Consider the following 22,890-nt stretch of genomic DNA (forward strand, 5'->3'; position numbering starts at 1 on the left):
CCAGCACGACCGAGACAGTTCATTGTTGCAAAGCTATCCTGCCACGAAACGCCCCCGGAGATGGGGCAACGGCGTGCAGGCGGTGCGGTCATGGAGTTCCTCGTCCTACTGCTGATTTTCGGCTTCATCACCCACCGGCTCGACCGGAGGCTGAAGGTGCAGGCGGCGGAGATCGCCCTTCTGCGCGGCAGGCTGGACAAGGCACTGACCGGGACCTTGCCTTCCGCCGCCGCCGTGCCGGCCGGAGCTGCCGAACCGCCCATCGGGGCGCCCGTCGGGGCTTCCGCCGGAACGCTGGAACCGGAGATCGAGCCACCTCCCGAAGCCGCGGAGATCGGCGAACCGGTCTTCGCCTCGCAAGCGGCTTCGGAAACGGAAGAGCCGGCACCGCCTCCAAGCCCCACCCCGCAACCCGCGGCCCCGCCGCATCGGACGGGGTGGCGCGAGCTGGAGGACTCTCTCGCCTCGCGCTGGCTGATCTGGCTCGGCGGCGGCACCATGGCGCTGGCGGCGGCCTTCTTCATCAAGCTGTCGGTCGATCACGGCTGGCTCGGGCCGTCGGTCCGTGTCGCGCTGGGGCTGCTCTCCGGCCTTGGGCTGATGGTGGGGGGCGAGTGGCTGCGCCGCCGGCCGATGCAGCGCGCCGTCGCCGCCTTGCAGCCGGACTACGTGCCGCCGGCCCTGACCGCCGCCGGCCTGTTCACCGCCTTCATCAGCGTCTATGGCGGATTCGCCCTGTTCGGCCTGTTCACCCCGCTGGTCGCCTTCGCGCTGCTGGCCGGCCTGTCGCTGGCCGCCATCGGCCTGTCGCTGCTGCAAGGGCCGCTCATCGCCGCGCTGGGGCTGCTGGCCGGCTATGTCTCCCCCTTCTGGTGTCCACCGGCAACCCGGACGCCTGGAGCCTGTTCGCCTATCTGCTGGCGCTGAACGGCGCCGGGATGGGGGTGGTGCTGTATCGCGGCTGGCGCTGGCTCGGCTGGGGCGCTCTGGCCGGTGCCGCGCTGTGGCCGCTGTTGTGGATGATCGATCCCTGGCGCAGCGGCGACGAGCTGCCGACCGGCCTCTATCTGCTGCTGACCTCGGCGCTGTTCCTGGTGCCGGCGGTGCGCGGCGTGCTGGACCAGACGCTGCCGGAGCCGGCCCCCGCCACCGGCTGGCGCACGGCTTTGCCCGGCTGGGCCCGGCGCAAGCGGCGCCACCCCGCCGACCGGCTGGCGATGACGGCGACGGTGGTGTTCGGGTTCCTGATCGCCGCCATGACTTGGCGCGACTCCCATGGATCGGTGTCGCTGATCGTCCTCGGCCTGTTCGCCCTGCTGGCGATGGTCGGCGGGCGGCGGACCGAGCGGATCGCCGGCGTCGCCTGGATCGCGGCGCTGGGCGTCCTGCTGTCGCTGGCCCCCTGGAGCCTGCCCTATGTGCCGGCCAGCCCGCCGCCGCTGAATGCCGACGGCCAGCCGCTGATCGTCGCCGATCCGGCCGGCTATCCGGCGGCGGTCGCGCATTTCCTGTGGGTGGCGGGCGGATTCGCCGCGCTGTTCGGCATCGGCGGTTTCATCGCCTTGTGGGACGCGCGGCGGGCGGCGCTGTGGGCCTCGATCTCGGCGCTGGTGCCGCTCGCCCTGCTGACGCTGGCCTATGCCCTGGTGGAGCCGCCGGAGACCGCCATCGGCTGGCCGGCGGCGGCGCTGGGTCTGGCGGCGCTTCTGGTCGGCGCCACCACGCCGCTGGGGCGTCACCGCCACCGGCCCGGCGCCTCGCTGGGGCTGGCCGCCTTCGCCGCCGGCGCCACCGGCGCCATCGCGCTCGGCGCCACCATGGTCCTGCAGGAAGCGTGGCTGACGGTGGCGCTGGCGATGCAGGTGCCGGTGCTGGCCTGGCTGGAGCGGCAGCTGAGCCTGCGCGAGCTGCGCGGCGTCGCCCTGCTGGTGGCGGCGGCCGTGCTGGTGCGGCTGGCGATCAACCCCTCGGTGCTGGAGTATGAGGGCTATGGCTGGATCGCCTACGGCTATGGCCTGCCGGCGCTGGGCTTCCTGGTGGCGGCGAGCTTGATGCGGTCGGCCCCTGATGGCAAAGGCGACGATCTGGTGGTGATGGTGCTGGAGGCCGGCGCCCTGATCTTCACCACCCTGATGCTGTCGCTGGGCGTTCACCGCTGGATGGCCGGCAGCCTGGAGGCGGCGCCGTCCAGTCTGGCGGAGGTGGCGCTGCACACCCTGTCCTGGCTCGGCCTTGCCCTGCTGCTGGCGGTCGACCGGCGGTGGAGCGCGCGGCCCGTCGCGGTTTGGGGCCGGCGTCTGCTGGTGCTGCTGGCCGCCGCGACCGCCCTGTTCCTGCATCTGCTGGCGCTGAACCCCTTGTGGAACGACGAGTGGGTGGGCAACTGGCCGGTGGTCAACCGGCTGCTGCTGGCCTATGGCGCGCCGGCCATGCTGGGGCTGGTCTATCTGTGGTACGACCCGCCGCCGTCGGCGCCCTTGCGCAGTGCGGCCCCGGTGCTGCCGCTGCTGCTGATCGCCACCAATCTGGCGCTGGAGATCCGCCGCGCTTTCCAGGGGCCGGTCCTGTCCGGCTACGAGATGTCGGACGCCGAATGGTACAGCTATTCGGCCGGATTCCTGCTGTTCGCGGTGGCGATGCTGGTGGTGGGCATCCGCTTCGGCTGGGGCTGGATGCGCCATGCCGGGCTCATCCTCGTGCTGGCGGTGGTCGCCAAGGTGTTCCTCAGCGACATGTCGGACCTGGAGGGCATGTACCGCGTCGCTTCCTTCCTCGGCCTCGGCCTCAGTCTGGTCGGCACCGGCTGGCTCTACCAGCGGCTGCTGCGCCCGCCGTCGGCCGGCACGCCGCCGGAGCCGTCAGCGCCATTGGGGCCGCCGCCGACAGACGATCTGCCGACTGACAGTCTGTTGGACCAACGGACGCATTGACAGGCCGGGCGGGGGACGCTCCCATACGGTGAAGGATGGGCCGGAGCGGAAATCCGGCCCCCGCCACCGGAGGAGCAGCGCTCATGCACAGCGAGACGCACGGCAACGCCTATCCCATCCTTCCCGACGGCGAGGAGGGCTTCACCGTCGAGGCGGCGCGGATGAAGTTCGGCCCCGGCATGCTGGCGGAGCTGGGCGGCGACGCTCTGTCGCTGGGCATGACGCGGGTGGCGCTGTTCACCGACCCGCGGGTGGCGGCAACCGCTCCGTTTGGTATGGCGCTCGAGTCGCTGAAGCGGGCCGGCGTCGATCCGGTGGTGTTCGACCGCTGCCGGGTGGAGCCGACCAGCGCCTCCTTCCTCGACGCCGCCGACTTCGCGCGGGACGGCGGTTTCGACGGCTATGTCTCCATCGGCGGCGGCTCGGTGATCGACACCGCCAAGGCGGCGAACCTCTACGCCACCCACCCGGCCGACTTCCTCGCCTACGTCAACAAGCCGCTGGGCGAGGGCATCCCGGTGCCCGGCCCGGTCAAGCCGCACATCGCCTGCCCGACCACCTGCGGCACCGGCAGCGAGACCACCGGCGTCGCCATCTTCGACCATGTGGAAAAGCAGGTGAAGACCGGCATTTCGTCGCGCTTCCTGCGGCCGAGCCTTGCCGTCGTCGATCCGCGCACCATCGACAGCCTGCCGCCCGGCGCCATCGCCGCCACCGGCTTCGACGTGCTGACCCACGCCATCGAGAGCCACACCGCGCGCCCCTTCCGCTCCCGCCCAAAGCCGGAGTCGCCGACGGCCCGCCCGCCCTACCAGGGCGCCAACCCGTGGTCGGACATCGGCAGCCTTCAGGCGATCCGGCTCGGCGGGCAATGGCTTGAACGGGCGGTCAACGACCCCGACTGTGCGGAAGCCCGCGACGCCCTGATGTTCGCGGCGACGCTGGCCGGTCTGGCCTTCGGCAATGCCGGCGTCCACATCCCGCACGCCATGTCCTATTCGGTGGCGGGGATGAACCACAGCTTCACCGCCACCGGCTACGAGACGGTGGACCCGATGGTGCCGCACGGCATCTCGGTGGTGCTGAACGCCCCCGCCGCCTTCCGCTTCACCGGCCCGGCCGCTCCCGAGGCCCATCTGCGCGCCGCCGAGGCGCTGGGGGCGGACACGCGCGGCGCCGCGCCGGAGGATGGCGGCGAGCTGCTGGCGACGCGGCTGATCGGCATGATGCGGGCGACCGGCCTGCCGAACGGGCTGTCGGCGCTCGGCTATGGCGAGGCCGACATTCCGGGTCTGGTCAGGGGAGCGGCCGCCCAGCAACGCCTGCTGACCATCGCCCCGCGCCCGGTATCGGAGGACGACCTGCGCGGGCTGTATGCGGACGCGATGCGCTACTGGTGAAGGTTGCCGCTACTCTGCCATCGTTTCGCCGGAACCGCCGAACTCGGCCGGGAAGTCCTTCAGCTTCGGCAGGCCATCCCGCATCGGCAGCACGGTCTCGGCGTAGTTGACGTGGACGGCGGGGGCGAAGGGCAGGGTCGGCAGGGTCGCGGAGAAAACGTCCACGAGGCCGAGCGGCGGGTGATTGGTCATCAGATGCCCGCCGCACTTCGCGCAATATTGGCGTTGGCTGACCGGCGTCTTCTGGAAGGTCGCGAGATGTTCGGCACCTGCGGTCACGCGCACCGCGTCGGGCTTCCACAGGGTGAAGGCGTTGACCGGGCCGCCGGACCAGGAGCGGCAGGACCGGCAATGGCAATAGCCCATGGCCTCCGGCGATCCGGTGACCTCCACCTCCACCGCACCGCAGAAGCAGCTGCCCGTATGAGTCTCGGTCTGAGTCTCTGTGCTTGTCATGGCTTACGACTTCATCTTTGTTGGTGATGCGAACAATATGACGCTATCACCGATAACAAGGATGTTCAGTTGGCCATTAGGACCATGCTCATTCGATAGGCGATAACAAAGCTCCCCGAAAAAACAGGGCAGTCGGAAACCGGCGGAAGGATTGGGGTGGACGACGCAGGGAAAGCCCCTCTCCCACTGGGAGAAGGAATGCCGCGCTGGCTTTGGCAGGATGCCATCTTGAGGGCGAATACCGTCTGGCCTGATTTTCGGCGGAACGTTGTCTGAAGCATCTGCTGAATATAGGATTAGCGTCCTGCTTTCTCGCGGAGCCCCTATGTCCCCCGTTGCCCGGTTTCCCACCCCCTTCACCGCTCAGCGCCGCCATGGCGATGGCGGCGTTGAACAGTTGAACAGGGGCCGGAAAACCGTTTCACGGCGTTTCAAACGTTCCATCCACCCCCGCAAAACAGGGGTGCAGACCTCAGAACTGGTCTTCGCTCAGCGCCATCACGGTGTTGCGGGCGCTGGCGATGGTCGGCAGCAGGGCGGGGGCGGTCGCCAGAACCTGCTCGGCGTAGAAGCGCGCGACGATCAGCTTGGTTTCCAGAAAGGCCGCGTTGGCGCCGGGCTGGCGCAGACCCTCCATCGCCTTCATCGCCGAGCGGGCGAGCATCCAGCCGCCGGCAACCGTGCCCCACAGCTTCAGGTAGGCCACGGCACCGGCGGCGGCGCCTTGTAGGTCGCCCTCCGCCTGGGTCGCGACCATCCAGTCGATGGCGCGGTCCAGCGCGTCCAGACCGGCCGACAGCTCGGTGCGGATCACCGCCAGATCGTCGCCGGGGGCGGCCCCCAGTTCTTCCACCGTCGCCCGCATGTCGGCGACGAAAGCACGGGCGGCGGCCCCCTTGTCGCGGCCGGTCTTGCGGAAGGTCAGGTCGTTGCCGTGGATGCCGTTGGTGCCCTCATAGATCGGGGTGATGCGGGCGTCGCGGTAATGCTGGGCGGCCCCCGTCTCCTCGATGAAGCCCATGCCGCCATGGATCTGCACGCCGGTGGACGCCACCTCGCAGCCGATGTCGGTCGACCACGCCTTGACGATGGGGGTCAGCACATCGACCCGCGCCGTGGCCGCGGCGCGGACGCCCGCATCCTCGTGGTGGCGGGAGATGTCCAACTGCGTGCCGGCATAGAGCGCTAGGGCGCGGGCGGCTTCCGTCTTGGCCCGCATGTCCAGCAGCATGCGGCGCACGTCCGGATGCTTGATGATGGCGACGCCGGAGCCCTTGGGATCGGCCAGATCCTTGCTCTGCACGCGGCTCTTCGCATAGTCGCGGGCCTGCTGGTAGGCGCGTTCGGCAATCGCCACGCCCTGGATGCCGACGCCGAGCCGGGCGTTGTTCATCATCGTGAACATATATTCGATGCCGCGGTTCTCCTCGCCGACGAGGTAGCCGATGGCGCCCTCGTCGTCGCCGTAGGCCATGACCGCGGTCGGGCTGGCCATGATGCCCAGCTTGTGCTCCAGGCTGGCGCAGCGCAGGTCGTTGCGCTGGCCGGGCGTGCCGTCGGGGTTGGGCAGGAATTTCGGCACGATGAACAGGCTGATGCCCTTGATGCCGGCCGGGGCGTCGGGCAGGCGGGCCAGCACCAGATGGACGATGTTCTCCGTCAGGTCATGCTCGCCATAGGTGATGAAGATCTTCTGGCCGCTGATGCGGTAACTGCCGTCGCCGGCCCGCACCGCCCTGGTCCGCACCGCGGCGAGGTCGCTGCCCGCCTGCGGCTCGGTCAGGTTCATCGTCCCGGTCCATTCGCCGGAGATCATCTTCGACAGATAGACCGCCTTCTGCTCGTCGCTCGCATGCTCGGTCAGCAGATCCACCGCGCCCTGGGTCAGCAGCGGGCAGAGGCCGAAGGACAGGTTGGCGGCCTGCCACATCTCGTTGACCGCGAAGGCGACCGTCCAGGGCAGGCCCTGCCCGCCATACTCCGGCTCGAAGGGCAGGCTGTTCCAGCCGGCTTCGGTGAACTGGCCATAGGCCTCCTTCCAGCCGGTGGCGGTGCGGACGACGCCGTTCTCCAGCTTGGCCCCTTCCTTGTCGCCCACCCTGTTCAGCGGGGCGAGCACGCCGGAGGCGAATTTGCCGGCCTCCTCCAGGATGGCGTCGACCAGATCGGGGGCGGCGCTGTCGCAGTGGGGCAGGGCGGCGATGGCGTCGAGGCCGACCACCTCGTTCAGGACGAAGCGCAGATCGTCGACCGGAGCGGTGTAGGTCATGGCGGGGCGAGTCTCCCAGGACGTATTTATGGGGGCGAATTGCTTGGTTTACCTATAGGTCAACATACAGCATCGGATGGCGCTTGGCGAGAGGGCGGGATGCCGCGTCCATCCCCTTCATCAAGGCTAGGCCAGCCATGGGGCAGCATCAACCCCCCAGCCGACTGGCACGGCGTCTGCATAGGAAAGGACGCCTCCCACCGGGGCCTTCACACGGGGATCGACCCATGACCTACGCTTCCGCCCTCGGCAATCCCAGCAACGCCGCCACCCAGGCCGCCGCCGCCTCGCGCGGTCCGGCCACTGTGGAGGCTGCCGTGCGCAATGCCAGCGCGAAGACGGGGGTCGATTTTTCCTACCTCATGGAAAAAGCTGCCGTGGAGAGCGGGTACCGCACGGACGTAAAGTCCTCCTCCTCCTCGGCGACCGGGCTCTACCAGTTCATCGACAGCACCTGGCTGCAGACGATGAAGGAGCATGGCGCCGACCATGGCTATGGCAAATACGCCAACGCCATCCAGACCCGCGGCGACGGCCGGCCCTATGTCTCCGACCCGGAGATGAAGAAGGAAATCCTGGAGCTGCGCAAGGATCCGACCGCGTCGGCTCTGATGGCCGCGGAATACACCCGCGACAACAAGGAGTATCTGGAAGAGACGGTGGACGGCAAGATCGGCTCGACCGAGCTGTACATGGCGCATTTCCTGGGGGCCGGCGGTGCCTCGAAGTTCCTGAACGCGATGCAGGAGAACCCCGGCCGCACCGCCCGCGACGTCTTCCCCGACGCCGCCGCCGCCAACAAGAACGTCTTCTACGACAAGGCCACCGGCAAGGCGAAGTCGTTGAAGGAGATTTACGACCGCTTCGCCTCCAAGTTCTCGGAGAACCCGATGGCGAATTTCGCCCCGGCCCAGGTGGCGAACGACGCGGTGCGCAAGCAGGACATGCCGGACGGCTTCACCACCCAGGTGCCGACGGCCCCGGCCAAGGCGCTGAACGGCACGCCGCTGTCGATCTATCAGGTGCTGGCGCTGAACGCGCTGGAGACGCCGGACGAGGTCGACAGCGTCAGCGGCCGCCCGGCCCGCCTGCGCGACAAGGAGCATCGCCGCATGCGCGACGAGCCGGTGCGCACCGACCAGTCGTCGGGCACCGGCGTCGCCGTGGGCTTCGGCCTCGGTCTGGGCCGGATCGTCGGCTCCGAATCGGCGACGCCGGTCGCGTCCGCCACCGCGGGCGCGGCCGGAACCGACGCGGTCTCCAAGGCGGCGTGACGCTGGAAGCGGAGCGGGGAGGGGGCAAAATACCCTACGCTGGCGCTTTGACTTGATCGCCGGATGGGTGCAAGGTCGCGCCGTTTTTGGCGCTCACCCCTCAGGACCGATCATGAGCAACCAGCAGCCCGCCGTCACCTTCGAGGAAATCCGCGCGCTCGTGCGCAACCTGCCCGGCCCCGACCTGGAGGCCGGCACCGCGGCTCTCCAGCGCGAACGGCAGCTGACCAAGCCGGCGGGCTCGCTCGGCCGGCTGGAGGAGATCGCGCAGTGGATGGCGACCTGGCAGGGCCAGCACCCGGCCGAGGCGCGCCGCCCGCGCGTCGCCGTCTTCGCCGGCAACCATGGCGTGGCCGCCCGCGGCGTCTCGGCCTATCCGGCCGAGGTGACGGTGCAGATGGTCGCCAACTTCCAGAACGGCGGGGCTGCGGTCAACCAGCTCTGCGAGGTCGCCGACGCCGACCTGCGCGTCTATGAGCTGGACCTGGAGAACCCGACCGCCGACTTCACCCAGGGCCCGGCCATGGGTGAGGAGGAGTGCTGCCGCACCATGGCCTACGGCATGATGGCGGTGGAGATGGGCGTCCAGCTGCTGTCGCTGGGCGAGATGGGCATCGCCAACTCGACCTCGGCGGCGGCGCTCTGCCTCGCGCTGTTCGGCGGCGAGGCGGCCGATTGGACCGGCCGCGGCACCGGCATCGACGACGACGGGCTCGCCCGCAAGATCGCCGCGGTCGAGGCCGGCGTCGCCGCCAACCCGCAGGTCAAGGACGACCCGTTCGAGGCGCTGCGCTGCCTGGGCGGCTACGAGTTCGCCGCCATCGCCGGCGCCATCCTGGCCGCCCGCGTCGCCCGCGTTCCGGTGCTGCTCGACGGCTTCGCCTGCACCGCCGCCGCCGCGGTGCTCTACAAGGCCGACCGCCGCGCGCTCGACCATTGCATGGTCGCCCACCGCTCGGTCGAACCGGGCCACAGCCGCCTGATGCAGCTGATCGGCAAGGAGCCGCTGCTCGATCTCGGCATGCGGCTGGGCGAGGGATCCGGTGCGGCGCTGGCGATCAACATCGTCAAGTCGGCCGTCGCCTGCCACGCCGGGATGGCAACCTTCGCCGACGCAGGCGTCAGCACGCAGGGGTGATTGTGGAGTCGGGTGTCGTGAGGGCTTCCGTGGCCCTCACAGCATCCCGTCCGCCAGATCGCTGATCGCGGCCGACAGGAACAGGTCCAGCATCACCAGCGCGGCGGCGGCAAGACCCGACAGCGACAGGGCGGTGCGCAGGACGAACCACTGGTAGGTCAGCATCGCCATCATGACGCCGAAGACGAGCGCTTCGGACACGCCCGACGGCAGCAGGCCGGCGGCGGACAACAGGATGGCCGGCAGATAGATCGCCATCTGCACAACCGCCGACCAGTTGTAGGCGGCGAGCGCACCGGGATAGAGCTGCTCCTTGCCCAGCAGAGACGCGATGCGGAACAGGGCGAGCGGGAAGGCGGTCCAGCTGACCACATAGGCGATGCCCTCCACCGTCACCAGCTGCAGGACCGGTGTGCCGTCCAACTGGTCCCACAGGCGGATCGCCAGCAGCAGCGCATAGGCCGGCAGCACCACCAGGGCAGCGTAGAAGGAGTTCAGCGCGCCGTCGGGCGTGCGGTCGAAGAACTCCATCCCCGTCCGGTCGAAGCGGGCCAACCGCCAGGCGCCGGTCAGTGCGGACAGGATGGCGGGCGTGGTCAGCGGCATCGTGGTGTCCCGGTCAGACCTCTCACCCGGCAAGGCGCGTGAACACGCCCTTCAGGATCGACTCGTAGATGGCGGTCAGCTGGCGCAGATCCTCCACCGAACAATATTCATCCACCTTGTGCATGGTCTGTCCGACCAGCCCGAATTCCACCACCGGGCAGACATTCTTGATGAAGCGCGCGTCCGACGTGCCGCCGGTGGTCGAGTATTCCGGCCGGCGCCCGGTCACCCCCTCCACCGCCTCGGCCACCAGTTCGGTCAGCGGACCCGGCGGGGTGACGAAGCTGTCGCCGGAGCAGTAGACCTCCAGCTCATAGGCGCCGCCGACGGCATCGAAGGTCCGGCGCAGCCACGCCTCGATGCCGGCCGGGGTGTGGGCGTCGTTGAAGCGGATGTTGAAGGTCGCCTTGCCCTGGGCCGGGATGACGTTGGTCGCCGTGTTGTCGACGTCGATGGTGGTCAGCGCCAGGGTGGAGGGCTGGAAATGCGCCGTGCCTTCGTCCATCGGGTCTTCGGTGATGGCGGCCAGCATGCGGACCAGCCGCGGCAGCGGGTTGTCGGCCAGATGCGGGTAGGCGACGTGGCCCTGCGCGCCGAACACGGTCAGGAAGCCGGTCAGGCTGCCGCGCCGGCCGATCTTGATCATGTCGCCCAGCGCCTTGGGGTTGGTCGGCTCGCCGACCACGCAGGCATCGATGCGCTCGCCGCGCTCGGCCATCCACTCCAGCACCTTGCGGGTGCCGTTGATCGCCACCCCCTCCTCGTCGCCGGTGATCAGCAGGCTGATCGAGCCGGCGGGGGGCCCGTCCTCCAGCCGGCGCGACACCGCGGCGACGAAGGCGGCGATGGCGCCCTTCATGTCCACCGCGCCGCGGCCGAACAGACGCCCGCCCATCACCTCGCCGGCGAAGGGATCGACGGTCCAGCCCCGGTCGCCCGGCGGCACCACGTCGGTGTGGCCGGCGAAGCAGAAGTTCGGCCCCTCGGTGCCGAGCCGGGCATAGAGGTTCTCGACCGGCTCGGTCCCCTCCTGCTGGAAGCGCAGGCGGTGGCAGGTGAAGCCCATCGGCGCCAGCGCCGCCTCCAGCACGCTGAGCGCACCGTCGTCGCGCGGCGTGACGCTGGGGCAGCGGATCAGATCCTGGGCGAGGGCGACGGGGTCGATGGTCATGCGGCTCTTTTCCAACCGGCCCGGCCTCCGCCGGTCGTCATCCCCGCGAAGGCGGGGATCCAGGTGCAGGGCCGGAATGCTGTATGCGACGCCTGGACCCCCGCCTTCGCGGGGGTGACGCTTGGTCTATTGGCGGATCAATCCCGCAGCAGGTCGTTGATCGCGGTCTTGGAGCGGGTCTTCTCGTCGACGCGCTTGATGATGACGCAGCAGTACAGGCTCGGGCCCGGCGTGCCGTCGGGCAGCGGCTTGCCCGGCAGCGAGCCGGGGACGACGACCGAATAGGCCGGGACGCGGCCCATGAAGATCTCGCCGGTGTGGCGGTCGATGATCTTGGTCGAGGCGCCGATGTAGCAGCCCATGGAGATGACGGCGCCTTCCTCGACGATCACGCCCTCGACGATCTCCGAGCGGGCGCCGATGAAGCAGTTGTCCTCGATGATGACGGGATCGGCCTGCAGCGGCTCCAGCACGCCGCCGATGCCGACGCCGCCCGACAGGTGGACGTTCTTGCCGATCTGGGCGCAGGAGCCGACGGTGACCCAGGTGTCGACCATGGTGCCGCTGTCGACATAGGCGCCGACATTGACGAAGCTCGGCATCAGGATGACGCCGGGGGCGACATAGGACGACTTGCGGGCGATGGCGCCGGGCAGGGCGCGGAAGCCGGCGTTCTGGAACTGGCCTTCGCTCCAGCCCTCGAACTTCGGCGGCACCTTGTCGTACCAGGAGGAGCCGCCGGGACCGCCGGGGATCATCTCGTTGGCGTTCAGGCGGAAGGACAGCAGCACCGCCTTCTTCAGCCACTGGTTGACCTTCCAGCCGTCCGCGGTCTTTTCCGCGACGCGCAGATCGCCGGCGTCCAGCGCGTCCAGCGCCGAATTCACGGCGTCGCGGACCGAACCGGTGGTGGCGGTGGTGAGATCGGCGCGGTTTTCCCAGGCGGCGTCGATGGTGGCTTGCAGGCTGGCGTGGCTCATGGCGCGGTCGTTCTGCTGTCGATTGTCCAAGGGACGGCACCATGGAGCCGCATCGCCGCCCCTGTCAACCATACCCGCGGCCGGCATCGGCCGGTTTGCGACAAAGCCCCCGGACTGCCCCCCTCAAACCCCCGCCACCGCCGCCAGCCAGGAGGGCAGGTCGTCGACGGTGTGGTCGATGTGGACCCCGGCGCCGACGCCGGCCTTCTCGTACTCCTTCTCGCCGCGGACCCAGACGGTGGTCATGCCGAGCGCATGGGCGGGGGCGAGGTTGCGGGCGATGTCCTCCACCATGCAGGCGTCGGCCGGATCGACGCCGTGGCGTTCCACCAGCGTGGCATAGGGGCGGGGATCGGGCTTCGGCACGAAGCCGCCGGCGGCGATGTCGAACACGGCGTCGAACCGGTCGAGGATGCCGAGCCGGCCGGCGACGTTCTCGGCATGGCGGACCGAGCCGTTGGTGTAGATGATCTTGCGGCCGGGCAGCCGCGCCAGCGCGTCGGCCAGCAGGGCGGAGGGCTGGACCCCGGTCACGTCGATGTCGTGGACATAGTCCATGTAGGCGACCGGATCGACGTCATGCTCCATCATCAGGCCGCGCAGCGTGGTGCCGTATTCGCGGAAGAAGTGCTTCTGCCGCACCCGCGCCTCGTCCATCCCGATGTTGAAATGGGTGGCGATGAACTCGTTGATCCGGAGGTCGACCTGGGCGAACAGGTTGCAGGACGCCGGATAGAGCGTGTTGTCGAGGTCGAAGATCCACACGGCGCGGTTGCGCAGGGCGGCGAGGGGATGGGGCGCGGAGCCGGAGGTGGAGCCGGTCGTGAAACCGGTCGTGGAGCTGGGCGCCGGAGCGGCGGCCCTGTCCTGGGGGGAGGTCGGGACGGTCATCCCACAAGAATGGGGCCGCCGCCGTCCGGCCGCAAGGCGCTTCACATGGTCGCAGGCGCGCAGCCGCCCTTTGGCCAAGCCGACGCTATGGGGAGTCTCCCGCGTCGTTGGTTGATTGAAGATTAACCCCTAAAGAGGTAGCATGGACCAGACCTTGTAATGGTTTACAGCCAAAGGTTTCCGCTCCGCCTGCCTCGTGGCCCGCAAGCCTCGTGGATTGCCCTCTGGGATTGCCGTGGACCTTCTTCTGACCACCGGTACCTCTGCCACCGCTTCCGCCGCCACCGGCGGCCAGACCGGCCCCGTGCCATTGGTCGCGCTGTATCCCGGCCCGGCCCTGCGGCTGGATTCGGCGCTGGCCGTCGCCGAAGCGAATGCCGAGGCGGAAGACATGATGGACAGCGATCCGCGCTGGCTGCCGGAGTTGCGCAACTGGCTGTCGGCCTCCAGCGTGGCGCCGGGGCTGCGCTCGGTGCCGGTGGAATCGCTGCGCGGGATCATGATCGTCGAATGGGCCGGCGTGCCGCTGCCCGACGGCGGGTTCCTGCTGCTGGGCCGCGACGACACGCTGGAGCGCCAGCTGCGCCACACGCTGACCGAATCGCGGCGGCGCTACAAGGATCTGGTGGAGGTCTCTTCCGACTTCGCCTGGGAGACCGGGCCGGACGGCACCTTCGTCTTCGTCAGCCATAAGGGTGCCTTGGGTTATCCGGCCGACGCGCTGATCGGCTGCGACCCGCGCAGCTTGGCGCTGGAAGAGGCGGAAGACCTGCCGATGCCGTTCGACTGCCGCCGGGCGATCGACCAGACGGAGCTTTGGCTGAAGAGCGCCGACGGCACGCCGGCCTGTGTCGTCGCCTCCGCCCTGCCGCTGTTCGGGGTGCAGGGCGACTGGATCGGCGCCCGCGGCGTCTGCCGCGACGTGACCGAACAGGTGCTGCGCTCCAACGAGCTGGCGCGCATCCGGAACCGTGAACGGCTGCTCGGCCACATCGTCCATACCCTGCGCGACAGGCTCGACGCCGCGGAGGCGCTGGCCGTGGCCGCGACGGAAACGGCGCGGGCGCTCAGCGCCGACGGCTGCCGCATCTATCGGGCGGAGGAGGGTGCGGCCGGCGGCAATGGGGGCAGCCGTGTCGTGCTGTCGCTGGTGGCGGAGTTCGGCGCCAAATTGCCGGGCGTCGGCACCGCCCTGCTCGACCGCATCGCCAACAGCGAAGGGCTGGTGACCGACCGGCTGGGCGACGTGCAGCTGATCGGCGAGCGGACGGAGTACCGGCAGGCGGCGAACGGCGCGCTGCTGGTCTGGCGCGCCGGCGATTCCGAGCCATGGGACGAAGACGACCGCCATCTGATGTCGGGCGTGGCCGACCATATCGGCATCGCGCATGCCCATCTCGCCTACCAGGAGCGGCTGCGCCGGCTGTCGGAGCGCGACGGGCTGACCGGACTGTTCAACCGCCGAACCTTCTTCGAACGGCTGGAGGAGTCGATCTGCCGGCCGGACAGCGGGCCGTCGGCCCTGCTCTATGTCGACCTCGACAATTTCAAGGCAGTCAACGACCTGCATGGCCACCAGCAGGGCGACGCGGTGCTGAAGGCCATCGGCACGCTGCTGAGCACCGGGGTGCGGCCGGGCGACCTGCCGGGTCGCCTCGGCGGTGATGAGTTCGTGCTGTGGCTGGGCCGCACCGACGAGGCGAAGGCCCGCATCGTCGCCGAACGGCTGCTGAACGGCATGCGCGATCTGGCCCACCTGTCGGCCAGTCCCGAGAAGCCGCTGGGCCTGTCGATCGGCATCGCCGTCCACACCCCCGGTCGCGGCGAATCGGTGCGGGAGTTGACCGACCGGTCCGATGCCGCCATGTACGACGCCAAGAAGAGCGGCAAGGGCCATTTTGCCCTGGCCCCCGCCTATCGGGCGGCCGCTCAGGCATCCTCCTCCGATGTTTCCGCCGCGGAGCCTATACCGTGACCCCGCCCGCCAATCCGCGTCCCGAAACCCTCGACCCCGCCGACTATGAATCCGCCAAGCGGATGGTGCAGAGCGAGGATCCGGCGGTTCGCCGGAAGGTTGCCGAGCATCCCAAGACCCGGCCGGAGCTGCTGTATTTCCTTGCCGCCGATGCCGCGGCCGAGGTGCGGCGCGCCATCGCCACCAATGCCGGCACGCCGCGGCAGGCCGACCTGCTGCTGGCCAAGGACCGCGAGGTCATGGTGCGGCAGGCGGTGGCGCGGAAGATCGCCCGCCTGCTGCCGGAGCTGTCGGCCGACCAGGCGATGCAGATCGAACGGTTGACGGTGGAATGCCTGGAGACGCTGGCCCGCGATCAGGCGACGGAGGTGCGCGGCATCCTGGCCGAAGCGCTGAAGGACCTGCCCAACGCGCCGCACGGCGTGATCAACCGGCTGGCCCGCGATGTCGAGCTGTCGGTCTGCGCGCCCGTGTTGCAGCATTCGCCGATCCTCACCGAAGAGGATCTGACCGACATCATCATGAAGGGGCCGGTGCGGGGCGCGATGACCGCCATCGCCAGCCGGCACAACGTCACAGCCTCCGTCGCCGACGCCATCGCGCGCTCGGACGACGAGGCGGCGGTGACGGCACTGCTCGGCAACCCGTCGGCCCAGATCCGCGAAGAGACGCTCGACCGCATCCTCGATCAGTCGCCGCAGCACGAACCCTGGCATTCGCCGCTGGTCCGCCGACCGCGGCTGCCGGCCCGTGCGGTGGCGCGGTTGGCCAGCTTCGTCGCCGACAAGCTGCTGAAGGTGCTGCAGGATCGCGACGACCTCGACCCCGACGCCACGCGCGGGCTGGTGGAGGCGGTGCGCCAGCGGGTGGGGCAGGCAGCCGGCGCACCGCCCGGCCTGCCGCTCGGCCCGGTCGATTTCGGCGAGGAGGCCGTCGGCGGTGCCGCCGCCGGGCCGGAGAAGCCGGTCGAGCGTCCCGGCGACAAGGCGGCACGCCTGAACAAGGAAGGCAAGCTGACCGAGAAACTGATCGAGGGCTCGATGGTGGAGGGCGACCGCGGCTTCGTCATGGCCGCCTTGGCGGAGCTTTCGCAGATTCCGCTGCCGGTGGTCGACCGCATCGTCGCCACCCATGCGCCGCGCGCCGTCACCGCCCTGGTCTGGCGCGCCGGGCTGACCATGCGCTTCGCCCGGCAGGTTCAGTTGCGGCTCGCCCAGATTCCGCCAAAAACAGCGCTTAATGCTCGGGACGGCACGCACTATCCGATGACCGATGAAGAGATGCGCTGGCAGCTCGAATTTTTCGGCGTCGAGGAGAAGGCGTGACGTTTTCCCCCTGTTCGGGTTGTCTCCGGTATGCGTGTCGCCTTTCTCGCCTTCTTCTTCGTCCTGATCGCCGCCGCCACCAGCTTCGCCGCCCCGCCGCGCGAAACGCCGGAGGAGCGCGAGGTCGCAGCCACCTTCGACGCCGCCCGCACGGCGCTGTCCGAGAAGCGTGGGTCGGCGGTGATCCCGCTGCTCACCCGCAATTCGGTCAAGACGCTGGAGTCGGTGCGCGACGCCGCCCGCCAGCCCGGCGATGCGCCCCTGCAACGGCTGGAGCCGGCGGAGCGTTTCGCCGCCATGGGGCTGCGCCGCTATCTTGGCCCGGCGGACCTGCGGCGCATGTCGGTCGGCGACATCGCCAACCATGCGCTGAAAGCCGGCTGGCTCGGGCCGAACGTCATCTCCCGCAGCGCGCTGGGGCCGGTGCGGGTGAAGGGCGACCGGGCGTCGGGCCTGCTGATGGTCGACAACCGGCCGGCGCTGGTTCCTGCCGATTTCGTCCGCGAGGGCGGGGCATGGCGCATCGACCTCGCCAGCGTCTTCACCTTCGGCGGCCAGATGCTGAAGGGCTTCGCCGCCATGGCCGGCAAGGATGAAACCGCCTACATCGGCGAACTGCTCGACCGGCTGCCGGCCAAGCCGGGAGCGATGACGGTGCAGTGATCCGGAAGCGGTTCTTCCATTCCCTTCATCCACCCTCTTTTATCCAGCCTCTTTAATCCCTCCGCCCGCATCCATCGGTGCGATTGCGGCGACTCCGGCGATTGCGTAGACTCGCGCCCGCTTCCACCAAGTGTTGGCGCCGACGATGACCGCACCGGAAGAGACCGCTTCCTCACCGACCCCCGGCCGTGCCGTGCCCTGCGGCGCCCGGTTCCGTGCCGACGTTCTGGAGCTGGCCGCCGCCCGCGGGGCAGCAGTGCCGATGCTTGTGGCCGCCGCCCTGCTGCTGGCGCCGAAGGGGGGTGCCGATCCGGGCCTGCGCGACCCGGAGGGGGAGGCGCTGCTGGAGGTGGGAGAGATCGACGCCAGCGACGGTGCGATCCGCAAGGCGCTGGCCGCCGCCCTGGCGCTTGCCGATCCCGGCGCCCGCATCCTGCCGGGCGAGGATGTCCGCCGGCTCGAAGCCGCGGTGGAGACGCTGGGCTACCGCAACAAGACGCTGGCCCACGCGCTGCAACGCCTGTCCTTCCAGCCGCTCGACGGCCGCATCACGCAGGTGCGCGACGCCGCCCAGCTGTTCGGTTTCGTCAATGAATGGTGCTTCGACGAGGATCAGGTCCGGCGGCGCTTCCGCGAATTGGCGCCGGTCTATCATCCGGACACCGGCATCGTCGCCTGCCGCGAGCGGATGGGCCAGCTGATCGACGCCCGCAACCTGCTGGTCCGCCATGTCCGCAGCGTCTACGGCTCCGGCGACTGGATGGCGCAGCGGGGCGGGCCCTCCGTTTAAAACTTTGGCCGCCTGAATTCGGAGTCCTGAACCGACCGCTCAGCTGGCCAGCCCGATCGCCTCCTCGACGATCGCCTGGTCCATGGTGGCGCCGTCCAGCACCGCACCGGTCAGGTCGGCACCGGTGAGGTCGGCTTCGCTGAGGTTGGCGCCGCTCAGGTCGGCACCGGCGAGATTGGCGCCGGAGAGGTTGGCCTTGCGCAGGTCGGCCTTGCACAGCAGCGCCATGCCGAGCCGGGCGCGTTGCAGGTTGGCCCGCCAGACATGGCCGCTCATCGTCTGGATATGGACGGGGCCGAGCTGGGCGCCGGTCAGGTTGGCGCCGGTCAGGGTGGCGCGTTCGAAATTCACCCCGCGCAGGTCGGCCTTCGACAGGTCGGCCTTGCGCAGGTCGGCCAGCGACATATCGGCTATCGCCATGGCGGCACCCGACAGGTTGGCGCCGCGCAGCGCGATGCATTGCAGGATCGCCGCCGACAGGTTGATCCCGTCCAGCCTGCGCCCCGACAGGTCCAGCGCCGACAGGTCGGCGCGCTTGCCGGCCTTGCCGCCGCTGTCGATCCAGCTCAGATGCTCCATCAGCATCTCGCGCAGGTCGTCCTCCGGGTTCTCCAGCGTCTTTGCCAGCACCGCCGCCTGGAGGTTGGGCGAACGCATCTGCGCCGCGTCCAGAATGGCGCCGATCAAGGTGGCGCCGCTGAAATTGGTGCGGTTGATGGCGCAGCCGGTCATCACCGCCCCGGACAGCCGGGCGCCCGACAGGTTCGCCTCCGTCAGGTCGGCGTCGGTCAGGTCGCAGCCGGTCAGGTTGGATCCGGTCAGGTTGGCGCGCATGAACTTGGTGCCGCGCAGGACGGCGTCGGTCAGGTCGGTCTGCATGACGAAGGCGTTGGCGATCTTGGCCCGCGACAGGTCGGCGCCGCGGATGGTCGCCGCCGTCAGTTCCGACGTCAGGACGGAATCCTCATATTCATGGGCGTACATCTCGCCGCTGGAGTCGTAATGCAGCAGCGTGCCGTCGCGCAGGTCGACCTCCACCAGCGTCGCCTCGCTCAGCACGGCGCCGCGCAGGCAGGCGCCGCGCAGATCGGCCCGGCGCAGATCCGCCTTCTCCAGGTTGGCGAGCCGCAGGTCGGCGGCATAGAGGTTGGCGTTGGCGAGGTTGGCGCCGGTCAGCCGGGCGCTGAACAGCTTCGCCCCCGACAGGTCGGCGTCGGACAGGTCGATGCCGGACAGATCGAGGTGCGACAGGTCGCGCATCTTCAGGTTGGCGCGCACGCCGCCGGGCTGGCTTTTGCGGAATGCCTGGTGCCGCAACAGGATCGCGTTGAGCTGGCTCTGGGTCAGCTTGGTTCGCGGGCTGTTGGACCCAAAGCCCTGGGCGGACGACATCGCCGGCATACCTTCTCTATTTGGTGACTCATAATCCGAAAGAGTCGCCAAAATTTGGTTAAGGGTTGATGGCTTGTGACAAGCTTGGGGCCGATAACCGCCTCCGGGCAAGGCAGACGTAAGGACGACAGCAAAAGACCGACTGTGGCGGTTGACTCGGCCTGCCGGCTTCTCTATGGTCCGCCGACCTGTCTTCCGCAAAGCCGATAGACCGGGTACCCCGGCCCAACGCCGGGTATCTCCGCCAGTCCGCGAAATTCGCGCACTGGCGCTTTCGTGCTTGTGCGGGTGGCGGCCCTGACGCTGGACCCGGAACTGGGGAACGAGTATCGCATGTTCGAAGGCCTGACCGGACGCCTGGGCGACATCTTCGACAAGCTGCGCCGCCGTGGCGCGCTGACCGAAGAGGACGTCTCCGCCGCACTGCGCGAAGTTCGCGTGGCGTTGCTGGAGGCTGACGTCGCTCTGCCCGTCGTCAAGCAGTTCGTCACCCAGGTGAAGGAACGCGCCGTCGGGCAGGAGGTGCTGAAGTCGGTCACCCCCGGCCAGCAGGTCATCAAGATCGTCCACGACAACCTCGTGGAGATGCTGGGCGAAGGCGCCGAGATCAACCTGAACGCCGCCGCCCCGGTGCCGATCCTGATGGTCGGCCTCCAGGGTTCGGGCAAGACCACCAGCACCGCCAAGATCGCGCTGCGCCTGAAGACGAAGGACCGCAAGAAGGTCCTGATGGCCTCGCTGGACGTCCGCCGTCCGGCCGCCCAGGAGCAGCTGAAGGTTCTCGGCGAGCAGACCGGCGTCGCCACGCTGCCGATCGTGCCGGGCCAGGACCCGGTCGCCATCGCCAGGCGCGCCATCGAGACCGGCCGTCTCGAAGGCTATGACGTCGTCATGCTCGACACCGCCGGCCGCCTCGCCATCGACGAGGAGCTGATGGCGGAGGTCGCGGCCGTCCGCGACGCGACCAAGCCGGTGGAAACCCTGCTGGTCGCCGACGCGATGACCGGCCAGGATGCCGTCACCGTCGCCACCAATTTCAACGACAAGGTCGGTATCACCGGCATCGTGCTGACCCGCATCGACGGCGACGCGCGCGGCGGTGCCGCCCTGTCGATGCGCCAGATCACCGGCAAGCCGATCAAGCTGCTGGGCGTCGGCGAGAAGATCGACGCGCTGGAGCCCTTCCACCCCGACCGCATCGCCGGCCGAATCCTCGGCATGGGCGACGTGGTGTCGCTGGTGGAGAAGGCCGTCGAGACCATCGACAAGGACGAGGCCGAAAAGCTCGCCCGCAAGATGGAAAAGGGCCAGGGCTTCGACCTCGACGACATGGCGATGCAACTGAAGCAGCTCCGCAAGATGGGCGGCATGTCCGGCCTGATGGGAATGCTGCCGGGCATCGGCAAGATCAAGGACCAGCTGAAGGACGCCAACGTCGACGACGGGATGATCAAGCGCCAGGAGGCGATCATCTCCTCGATGACCAAGGCGGAACGCAAGAACCCCGACCTGATCAAGGCTTCGCGCCGCAAGCGCATCGCCGCCGGTTCCGGCACTTCGGTGCAGGAGGTCAACAAGCTGCTGAAGCAGTTCGAGACCATGCGCGGAATGATGAAGCAGGTGCAGAAGCTTGGGAAGAAGGGGATGCTGCGCGGCGGCCTCGGAAACCTGCTGCCGAAGGGACTCGGCGGCTTTGGCGGCAAGGGGCCTTTCGGCTGACCTGACCGCCTCTCGAAATCACCCGATACCTGTTTGACTTGAGAAGAGAAAGTTTCGACCAATGGCTTTGAAGATTCGTCTGGCTCGCGGTGGTGCGAAGAAGCGTCCGTTCTACTCGATCGTCATCGCGGACGCCCGCAGCCCGCGTGACGGCCGCTTCATCGAGAAGATCGGCACCTACAACCCGATGCTGCCGCGCGAGCATGAGCAGCGCATCATCCTGAACGCCGAGCGCGCCAAGCATTGGCTGTCGGTCGGCGCCCAGCCGACGGACCGCGTCGTTCACTTCCTGGCCACTGCCGGCCTGGTCGAGAAGCCCGCCGTCCGCGAGACTCCGAAGAAGTCGGCTCCGAAGGCCAAGGCGCAGGAGCGTCTGAAGGCCGAGGCCGCCGCTGCCGCGGCTGCCGCAGAAGGCTGACCTTGGGGCTGAGGTTGGGTCTAAAGGTAAGGTCGGGCCGGTTGGCCCGCAGGGTTGAGGTCGTGACGACGTGCCGGGTGCTCCTTCGATGACCGCCAAAATCTGTGTCGGCCAGTTCGCGGGATCGCACGGCGTGCGGGGGCTGGTGAAGCTGCGCAGCTTCACCGCCGAACCTGCCGACGTCATGACCTACGGCCCGATGTCGGACGAGACCGGGACCCGCCGGTTCACGGTGACGCTCCAGGGCATGGTCAAGGACAACTTCCTGGCCAAGGTCGACGGGGTGACCAGCCGCGAACAGGCGCAAGCCCTGGCCGGTGTGCGGCTCTATGTGGAGCGCGGCGCTCTGCCGGCGACGGAGGACGAGGACGAGTTCTACCATGCCGATCTGATCGGCCTGCGTGCGGAACTCGCCGACGGAACCGTCTACGGCACGGTGAAGGCGATCTACGACTTCGGCGCCGGCGACGTGCTGGAGATCAGGACCGCAGGCGGGCCTTTGGAGATGCTTCCCTTCTCCAAGGCCTGCGTGCCGGTGGTCGATGTCCGGGGCGGCCGCATCGTCGTCGACCTTCCCGCCGTGATCGAGGCCCGCGAGGACTCCGGTGACGAGGCGGAGGAGGGTGAAGAGGATGGAGACCGGAGCGGGGAGGAGGGGCCGTGAATCACGGCGCCGACGGTCCGCGGGTCTGGACGGCCAAGGTTCTGACGCTGTTCCCGGAAATGTTTCCGGGGCCGCTCGGCCACTCGCTGGCGGGCAAGGCGTTGGAAAATGGAGTCTGGGCGCTGGAATCGGTGGACATTCGCTCGTTCGCGCGCGATAAACACCGCTCCGTCGACGAGACCCCCTTCGGCGGAGGGGCCGGCATGGTCATGCGGCCCGACGTGCTGGACGCGGCTTTGACTGCGACGGCGGGACCTGTGGGGGCACCGGGACGCGGCCGGGCGATTTATCTGTCGCCTCGCGGACGGGTGCTGAACCAGGAACTGGTCAAGGAGCTGGCCGCCACCCCGGTGGTGACGCTGCTCTGCGGCCGGTACGAAGGGGTGGACCAGCGGGTCCTCGATGCGCACGGCCTCGAAGAGGTCAGCCTCGGGGATTTCGTGCTGTCCGGCGGGGAGCTCGCCGCGCTCAGCCTGATGGATGCCGTGGTGCGCTTGCTCCCCGGTGTCATGGGCAATGTTGAGACGGCGGGCGAAGAGAGTTTCGAACGGGGGTTGCTCGAATACCCCCACTACACCCGGCCGGCGGTCTGGACCGACGGACAGGGTGTGGAGCGCACGGTGCCGGAGGTTCTGCTGTCCGGTCACCATGGGAAGGTCAAGGCCTGGCGGCTGGCCGAGGCGGAGAAGATCACGGAGGCCCGACGGCCGGACCTGTGGTCGCTCTACCAGGCGAGCCGTCCGGCAGTAACTGTTACGAACAAGGGTCGGCGGCAGGCTCGCCGGCGCGACCCGAAACCGGAGTGACGGTCCGCCGCGAGGCGCGCCGA

20 protein-coding genes are annotated in these 22,890 nt (G+C 69.1%); 13 read left to right on the forward strand and 7 right to left on the reverse strand.

The window, feature by feature from the left end; all coding sequences use genetic code 11:
- The first annotated feature begins 90 nt into the window (after nucleotides 1-90).
- From ACWPN8_RS04270 to ACWPN8_RS04280, 3 genes are all read left to right on the forward strand, one after another.
- A complete protein-coding gene (locus ACWPN8_RS04270) occupies nucleotides 91-927 on the forward strand; it encodes a DUF2339 domain-containing protein (protein WP_492240002.1) in 837 nt (278 codons plus the stop codon).
- Nucleotides 873-2,930, forward strand: coding sequence for a DUF2339 domain-containing protein (locus ACWPN8_RS04275; protein WP_492240003.1), 2,058 nt, complete (start codon nucleotides 873-875; stop codon nucleotides 2,928-2,930). Before ACWPN8_RS04270 ends, ACWPN8_RS04275 begins: the two co-directional genes overlap by 55 nt.
- An 83-nt stretch (nucleotides 2,931-3,013) precedes the next feature.
- On the forward strand, nucleotides 3,014-4,330 hold the full coding sequence (locus tag ACWPN8_RS04280; protein WP_109449944.1) for a hydroxyacid-oxoacid transhydrogenase: 1,317 nt from the start codon (nucleotides 3,014-3,016) through the stop codon (nucleotides 4,328-4,330).
- Between the two features lie 9 nt (nucleotides 4,331-4,339).
- Here the strand turns inward: ACWPN8_RS04280 and ACWPN8_RS04285 are convergent, their stop codons facing one another.
- Nucleotides 4,340-4,786, reverse strand: coding sequence for a GFA family protein (locus tag ACWPN8_RS04285; RefSeq protein WP_109449946.1), 447 nt, complete (start codon nucleotides 4,784-4,786; stop codon nucleotides 4,340-4,342).
- Nucleotides 4,787-5,258: 472 nt separating this feature from the next.
- Nucleotides 5,259-7,055 carry an acyl-CoA dehydrogenase gene (locus ACWPN8_RS04290; RefSeq protein WP_492240004.1) on the reverse strand — a complete coding sequence of 599 codons (1,797 nt, stop codon included), beginning with the start codon at nucleotides 7,053-7,055 and terminating at the stop codon, nucleotides 5,259-5,261.
- A 227-nt stretch (nucleotides 7,056-7,282) separates the two neighbouring features.
- On the opposite strand from ACWPN8_RS04290, the gene ACWPN8_RS04295 reads away from it, so the two are divergent.
- Nucleotides 7,283-8,329: a transglycosylase SLT domain-containing protein gene (locus ACWPN8_RS04295; protein WP_492240005.1), complete on the forward strand. Its 1,047-nt coding sequence runs from the start codon at nucleotides 7,283-7,285 to the stop codon at nucleotides 8,327-8,329.
- Nucleotides 8,330-8,441: 112 nt separating this feature from the next.
- On the forward strand, nucleotides 8,442-9,467 hold the full coding sequence (cobT, locus tag ACWPN8_RS04300) for a nicotinate-nucleotide--dimethylbenzimidazole phosphoribosyltransferase (protein ID WP_492240006.1): 1,026 nt from the start codon (nucleotides 8,442-8,444) through the stop codon (nucleotides 9,465-9,467).
- A 36-nt stretch (nucleotides 9,468-9,503) separates the two neighbouring features.
- Here the strand turns inward: cobT and ACWPN8_RS04305 are convergent, their stop codons facing one another.
- The 4 genes from ACWPN8_RS04305 to ACWPN8_RS04320 all read right to left on the reverse strand — a co-directional run bounded on the left by ACWPN8_RS04305 (nucleotide 9,504) and on the right by ACWPN8_RS04320 (nucleotide 13,115).
- On the reverse strand, nucleotides 9,504-10,073 hold the full coding sequence (locus tag ACWPN8_RS04305) for a hypothetical protein (RefSeq protein ID WP_109449955.1): 570 nt from the start codon (nucleotides 10,071-10,073) through the stop codon (nucleotides 9,504-9,506).
- A 22-nt stretch (nucleotides 10,074-10,095) separates the two neighbouring features.
- Nucleotides 10,096-11,244 carry a succinyl-diaminopimelate desuccinylase gene (gene dapE / locus ACWPN8_RS04310; protein WP_109449957.1) on the reverse strand — a complete coding sequence of 383 codons (1,149 nt, stop codon included), beginning with the start codon at nucleotides 11,242-11,244 and terminating at the stop codon, nucleotides 10,096-10,098.
- A gap of 137 nt (nucleotides 11,245-11,381) precedes the next feature.
- Complete coding sequence (gene dapD, locus ACWPN8_RS04315; protein WP_109449959.1) at nucleotides 11,382-12,224, reverse strand: 2,3,4,5-tetrahydropyridine-2,6-dicarboxylate N-succinyltransferase; 843 nt, start codon at nucleotides 12,222-12,224, stop codon at nucleotides 11,382-11,384.
- Nucleotides 12,225-12,347: 123 nt separating this feature from the next.
- Nucleotides 12,348-13,115 carry a pyrimidine 5'-nucleotidase gene (locus tag ACWPN8_RS04320; protein WP_492240007.1) on the reverse strand — a complete coding sequence of 256 codons (768 nt, stop codon included), beginning with the start codon at nucleotides 13,113-13,115 and terminating at the stop codon, nucleotides 12,348-12,350.
- 235 nt (nucleotides 13,116-13,350) lie between these two features.
- On the opposite strand from ACWPN8_RS04320, the gene ACWPN8_RS04325 reads away from it, so the two are divergent.
- From ACWPN8_RS04325 to ACWPN8_RS04340, 4 genes are all read left to right on the forward strand, one after another.
- Nucleotides 13,351-15,090 (forward strand): sensor domain-containing diguanylate cyclase, encoded by a 1,740-nt coding sequence (locus tag ACWPN8_RS04325; protein ID WP_492240008.1) that lies wholly within the window; start codon nucleotides 13,351-13,353, stop codon nucleotides 15,088-15,090.
- Nucleotides 15,087-16,415, forward strand: coding sequence for a DUF2336 domain-containing protein (locus ACWPN8_RS04330; RefSeq protein WP_109449965.1), 1,329 nt, complete (start codon nucleotides 15,087-15,089; stop codon nucleotides 16,413-16,415). Before ACWPN8_RS04325 ends, ACWPN8_RS04330 begins: the two co-directional genes overlap by 4 nt.
- A gap of 30 nt (nucleotides 16,416-16,445) precedes the next feature.
- On the forward strand, nucleotides 16,446-17,078 hold the full coding sequence (locus tag ACWPN8_RS04335; RefSeq protein ID WP_492240009.1) for a hypothetical protein: 633 nt from the start codon (nucleotides 16,446-16,448) through the stop codon (nucleotides 17,076-17,078).
- Nucleotides 17,079-17,223: 145 nt separating this feature from the next.
- Nucleotides 17,224-17,868 (forward strand): hypothetical protein, encoded by a 645-nt coding sequence (locus ACWPN8_RS04340; RefSeq protein ID WP_492240010.1) that lies wholly within the window; start codon nucleotides 17,224-17,226, stop codon nucleotides 17,866-17,868.
- 39 nt (nucleotides 17,869-17,907) lie between these two features.
- Here ACWPN8_RS04340 and ACWPN8_RS04345 read toward each other — a convergent pair whose 3' ends face one another.
- Nucleotides 17,908-19,260, reverse strand: coding sequence for a pentapeptide repeat-containing protein (locus ACWPN8_RS04345; RefSeq protein WP_109453085.1), 1,353 nt, complete (start codon nucleotides 19,258-19,260; stop codon nucleotides 17,908-17,910).
- A gap of 333 nt (nucleotides 19,261-19,593) precedes the next feature.
- Here ACWPN8_RS04345 and ffh point away from each other — a divergent pair, with 333 nt between their 5' ends.
- The 4 genes from ffh (at nucleotide 19,594) to trmD (ending at nucleotide 22,867) form a co-directional block, all read left to right on the forward strand.
- Nucleotides 19,594-20,979 (forward strand): signal recognition particle protein, encoded by a 1,386-nt coding sequence (ffh, locus tag ACWPN8_RS04350; RefSeq protein ID WP_376958309.1) that lies wholly within the window; start codon nucleotides 19,594-19,596, stop codon nucleotides 20,977-20,979.
- A 61-nt stretch (nucleotides 20,980-21,040) separates the two neighbouring features.
- Nucleotides 21,041-21,397 (forward strand): 30S ribosomal protein S16, encoded by a 357-nt coding sequence (gene rpsP, locus ACWPN8_RS04355; protein ID WP_042704821.1) that lies wholly within the window; start codon nucleotides 21,041-21,043, stop codon nucleotides 21,395-21,397.
- Nucleotides 21,398-21,485: 88 nt separating this feature from the next.
- On the forward strand, nucleotides 21,486-22,061 hold the full coding sequence (rimM, locus tag ACWPN8_RS04360; protein WP_492240011.1) for a ribosome maturation factor RimM: 576 nt from the start codon (nucleotides 21,486-21,488) through the stop codon (nucleotides 22,059-22,061).
- Between the two features lie 59 nt (nucleotides 22,062-22,120).
- Nucleotides 22,121-22,867 (forward strand): tRNA (guanosine(37)-N1)-methyltransferase TrmD, encoded by a 747-nt coding sequence (gene trmD, locus ACWPN8_RS04365; RefSeq protein WP_492241370.1) that lies wholly within the window; start codon nucleotides 22,121-22,123, stop codon nucleotides 22,865-22,867.
- Nucleotides 22,868-22,890: the final 23 nt, after the last annotated feature.

The organism is Azospirillum sp. UENF 112521 (genome assembly GCF_058780665.1).

Excerpts from the sequence above, each read along its gene's own strand:
- ACWPN8_RS04280 (WP_109449944.1), top strand. The coding sequence starts at position 3,014 with ATGCACAGCGAGACGCACGGCAACGCCTATCCCATCCTTCCCGACGGC.
- rpsP (WP_042704821.1), top strand. The coding sequence starts at position 21,041 with ATGGCTTTGAAGATTCGTCTGGCTCGCGGTGGTGCGAAGAAGCGTCCG.
- ACWPN8_RS04345 (WP_109453085.1), bottom strand. The coding sequence starts at position 19,260 with ATGTCGTCCGCCCAGGGCTTTGGGTCCAACAGCCCGCGAACCAAGCTG.
- rimM (WP_492240011.1), top strand. The coding sequence starts at position 21,486 with ATGACCGCCAAAATCTGTGTCGGCCAGTTCGCGGGATCGCACGGCGTG.
- ffh (WP_376958309.1), top strand. The coding sequence starts at position 19,594 with ATGTTCGAAGGCCTGACCGGACGCCTGGGCGACATCTTCGACAAGCTG.
- ACWPN8_RS04290 (WP_492240004.1), bottom strand. The coding sequence starts at position 7,055 with ATGACCTACACCGCTCCGGTCGACGATCTGCGCTTCGTCCTGAACGAG.
- dapD (WP_109449959.1), bottom strand. The coding sequence starts at position 12,224 with ATGAGCCACGCCAGCCTGCAAGCCACCATCGACGCCGCCTGGGAAAAC.
- ACWPN8_RS04285 (WP_109449946.1), bottom strand. The coding sequence starts at position 4,786 with ATGACAAGCACAGAGACTCAGACCGAGACTCATACGGGCAGCTGCTTC.
- cobT (WP_492240006.1), top strand. The coding sequence starts at position 8,442 with ATGAGCAACCAGCAGCCCGCCGTCACCTTCGAGGAAATCCGCGCGCTC.
- ACWPN8_RS04305 (WP_109449955.1), bottom strand. The coding sequence starts at position 10,073 with ATGCCGCTGACCACGCCCGCCATCCTGTCCGCACTGACCGGCGCCTGG.
- ACWPN8_RS04340 (WP_492240010.1), top strand. The coding sequence starts at position 17,224 with ATGACCGCACCGGAAGAGACCGCTTCCTCACCGACCCCCGGCCGTGCC.
- ACWPN8_RS04335 (WP_492240009.1), top strand. The coding sequence starts at position 16,446 with ATGCGTGTCGCCTTTCTCGCCTTCTTCTTCGTCCTGATCGCCGCCGCC.
- trmD (WP_492241370.1), top strand. The coding sequence starts at position 22,121 with ATGTTTCCGGGGCCGCTCGGCCACTCGCTGGCGGGCAAGGCGTTGGAA.
- ACWPN8_RS04270 (WP_492240002.1), top strand. The coding sequence starts at position 91 with ATGGAGTTCCTCGTCCTACTGCTGATTTTCGGCTTCATCACCCACCGG.
- dapE (WP_109449957.1), bottom strand. The coding sequence starts at position 11,244 with ATGACCATCGACCCCGTCGCCCTCGCCCAGGATCTGATCCGCTGCCCC.
- ACWPN8_RS04320 (WP_492240007.1), bottom strand. The coding sequence starts at position 13,115 with ATGACCGTCCCGACCTCCCCCCAGGACAGGGCCGCCGCTCCGGCGCCC.
- ACWPN8_RS04295 (WP_492240005.1), top strand. The coding sequence starts at position 7,283 with ATGACCTACGCTTCCGCCCTCGGCAATCCCAGCAACGCCGCCACCCAG.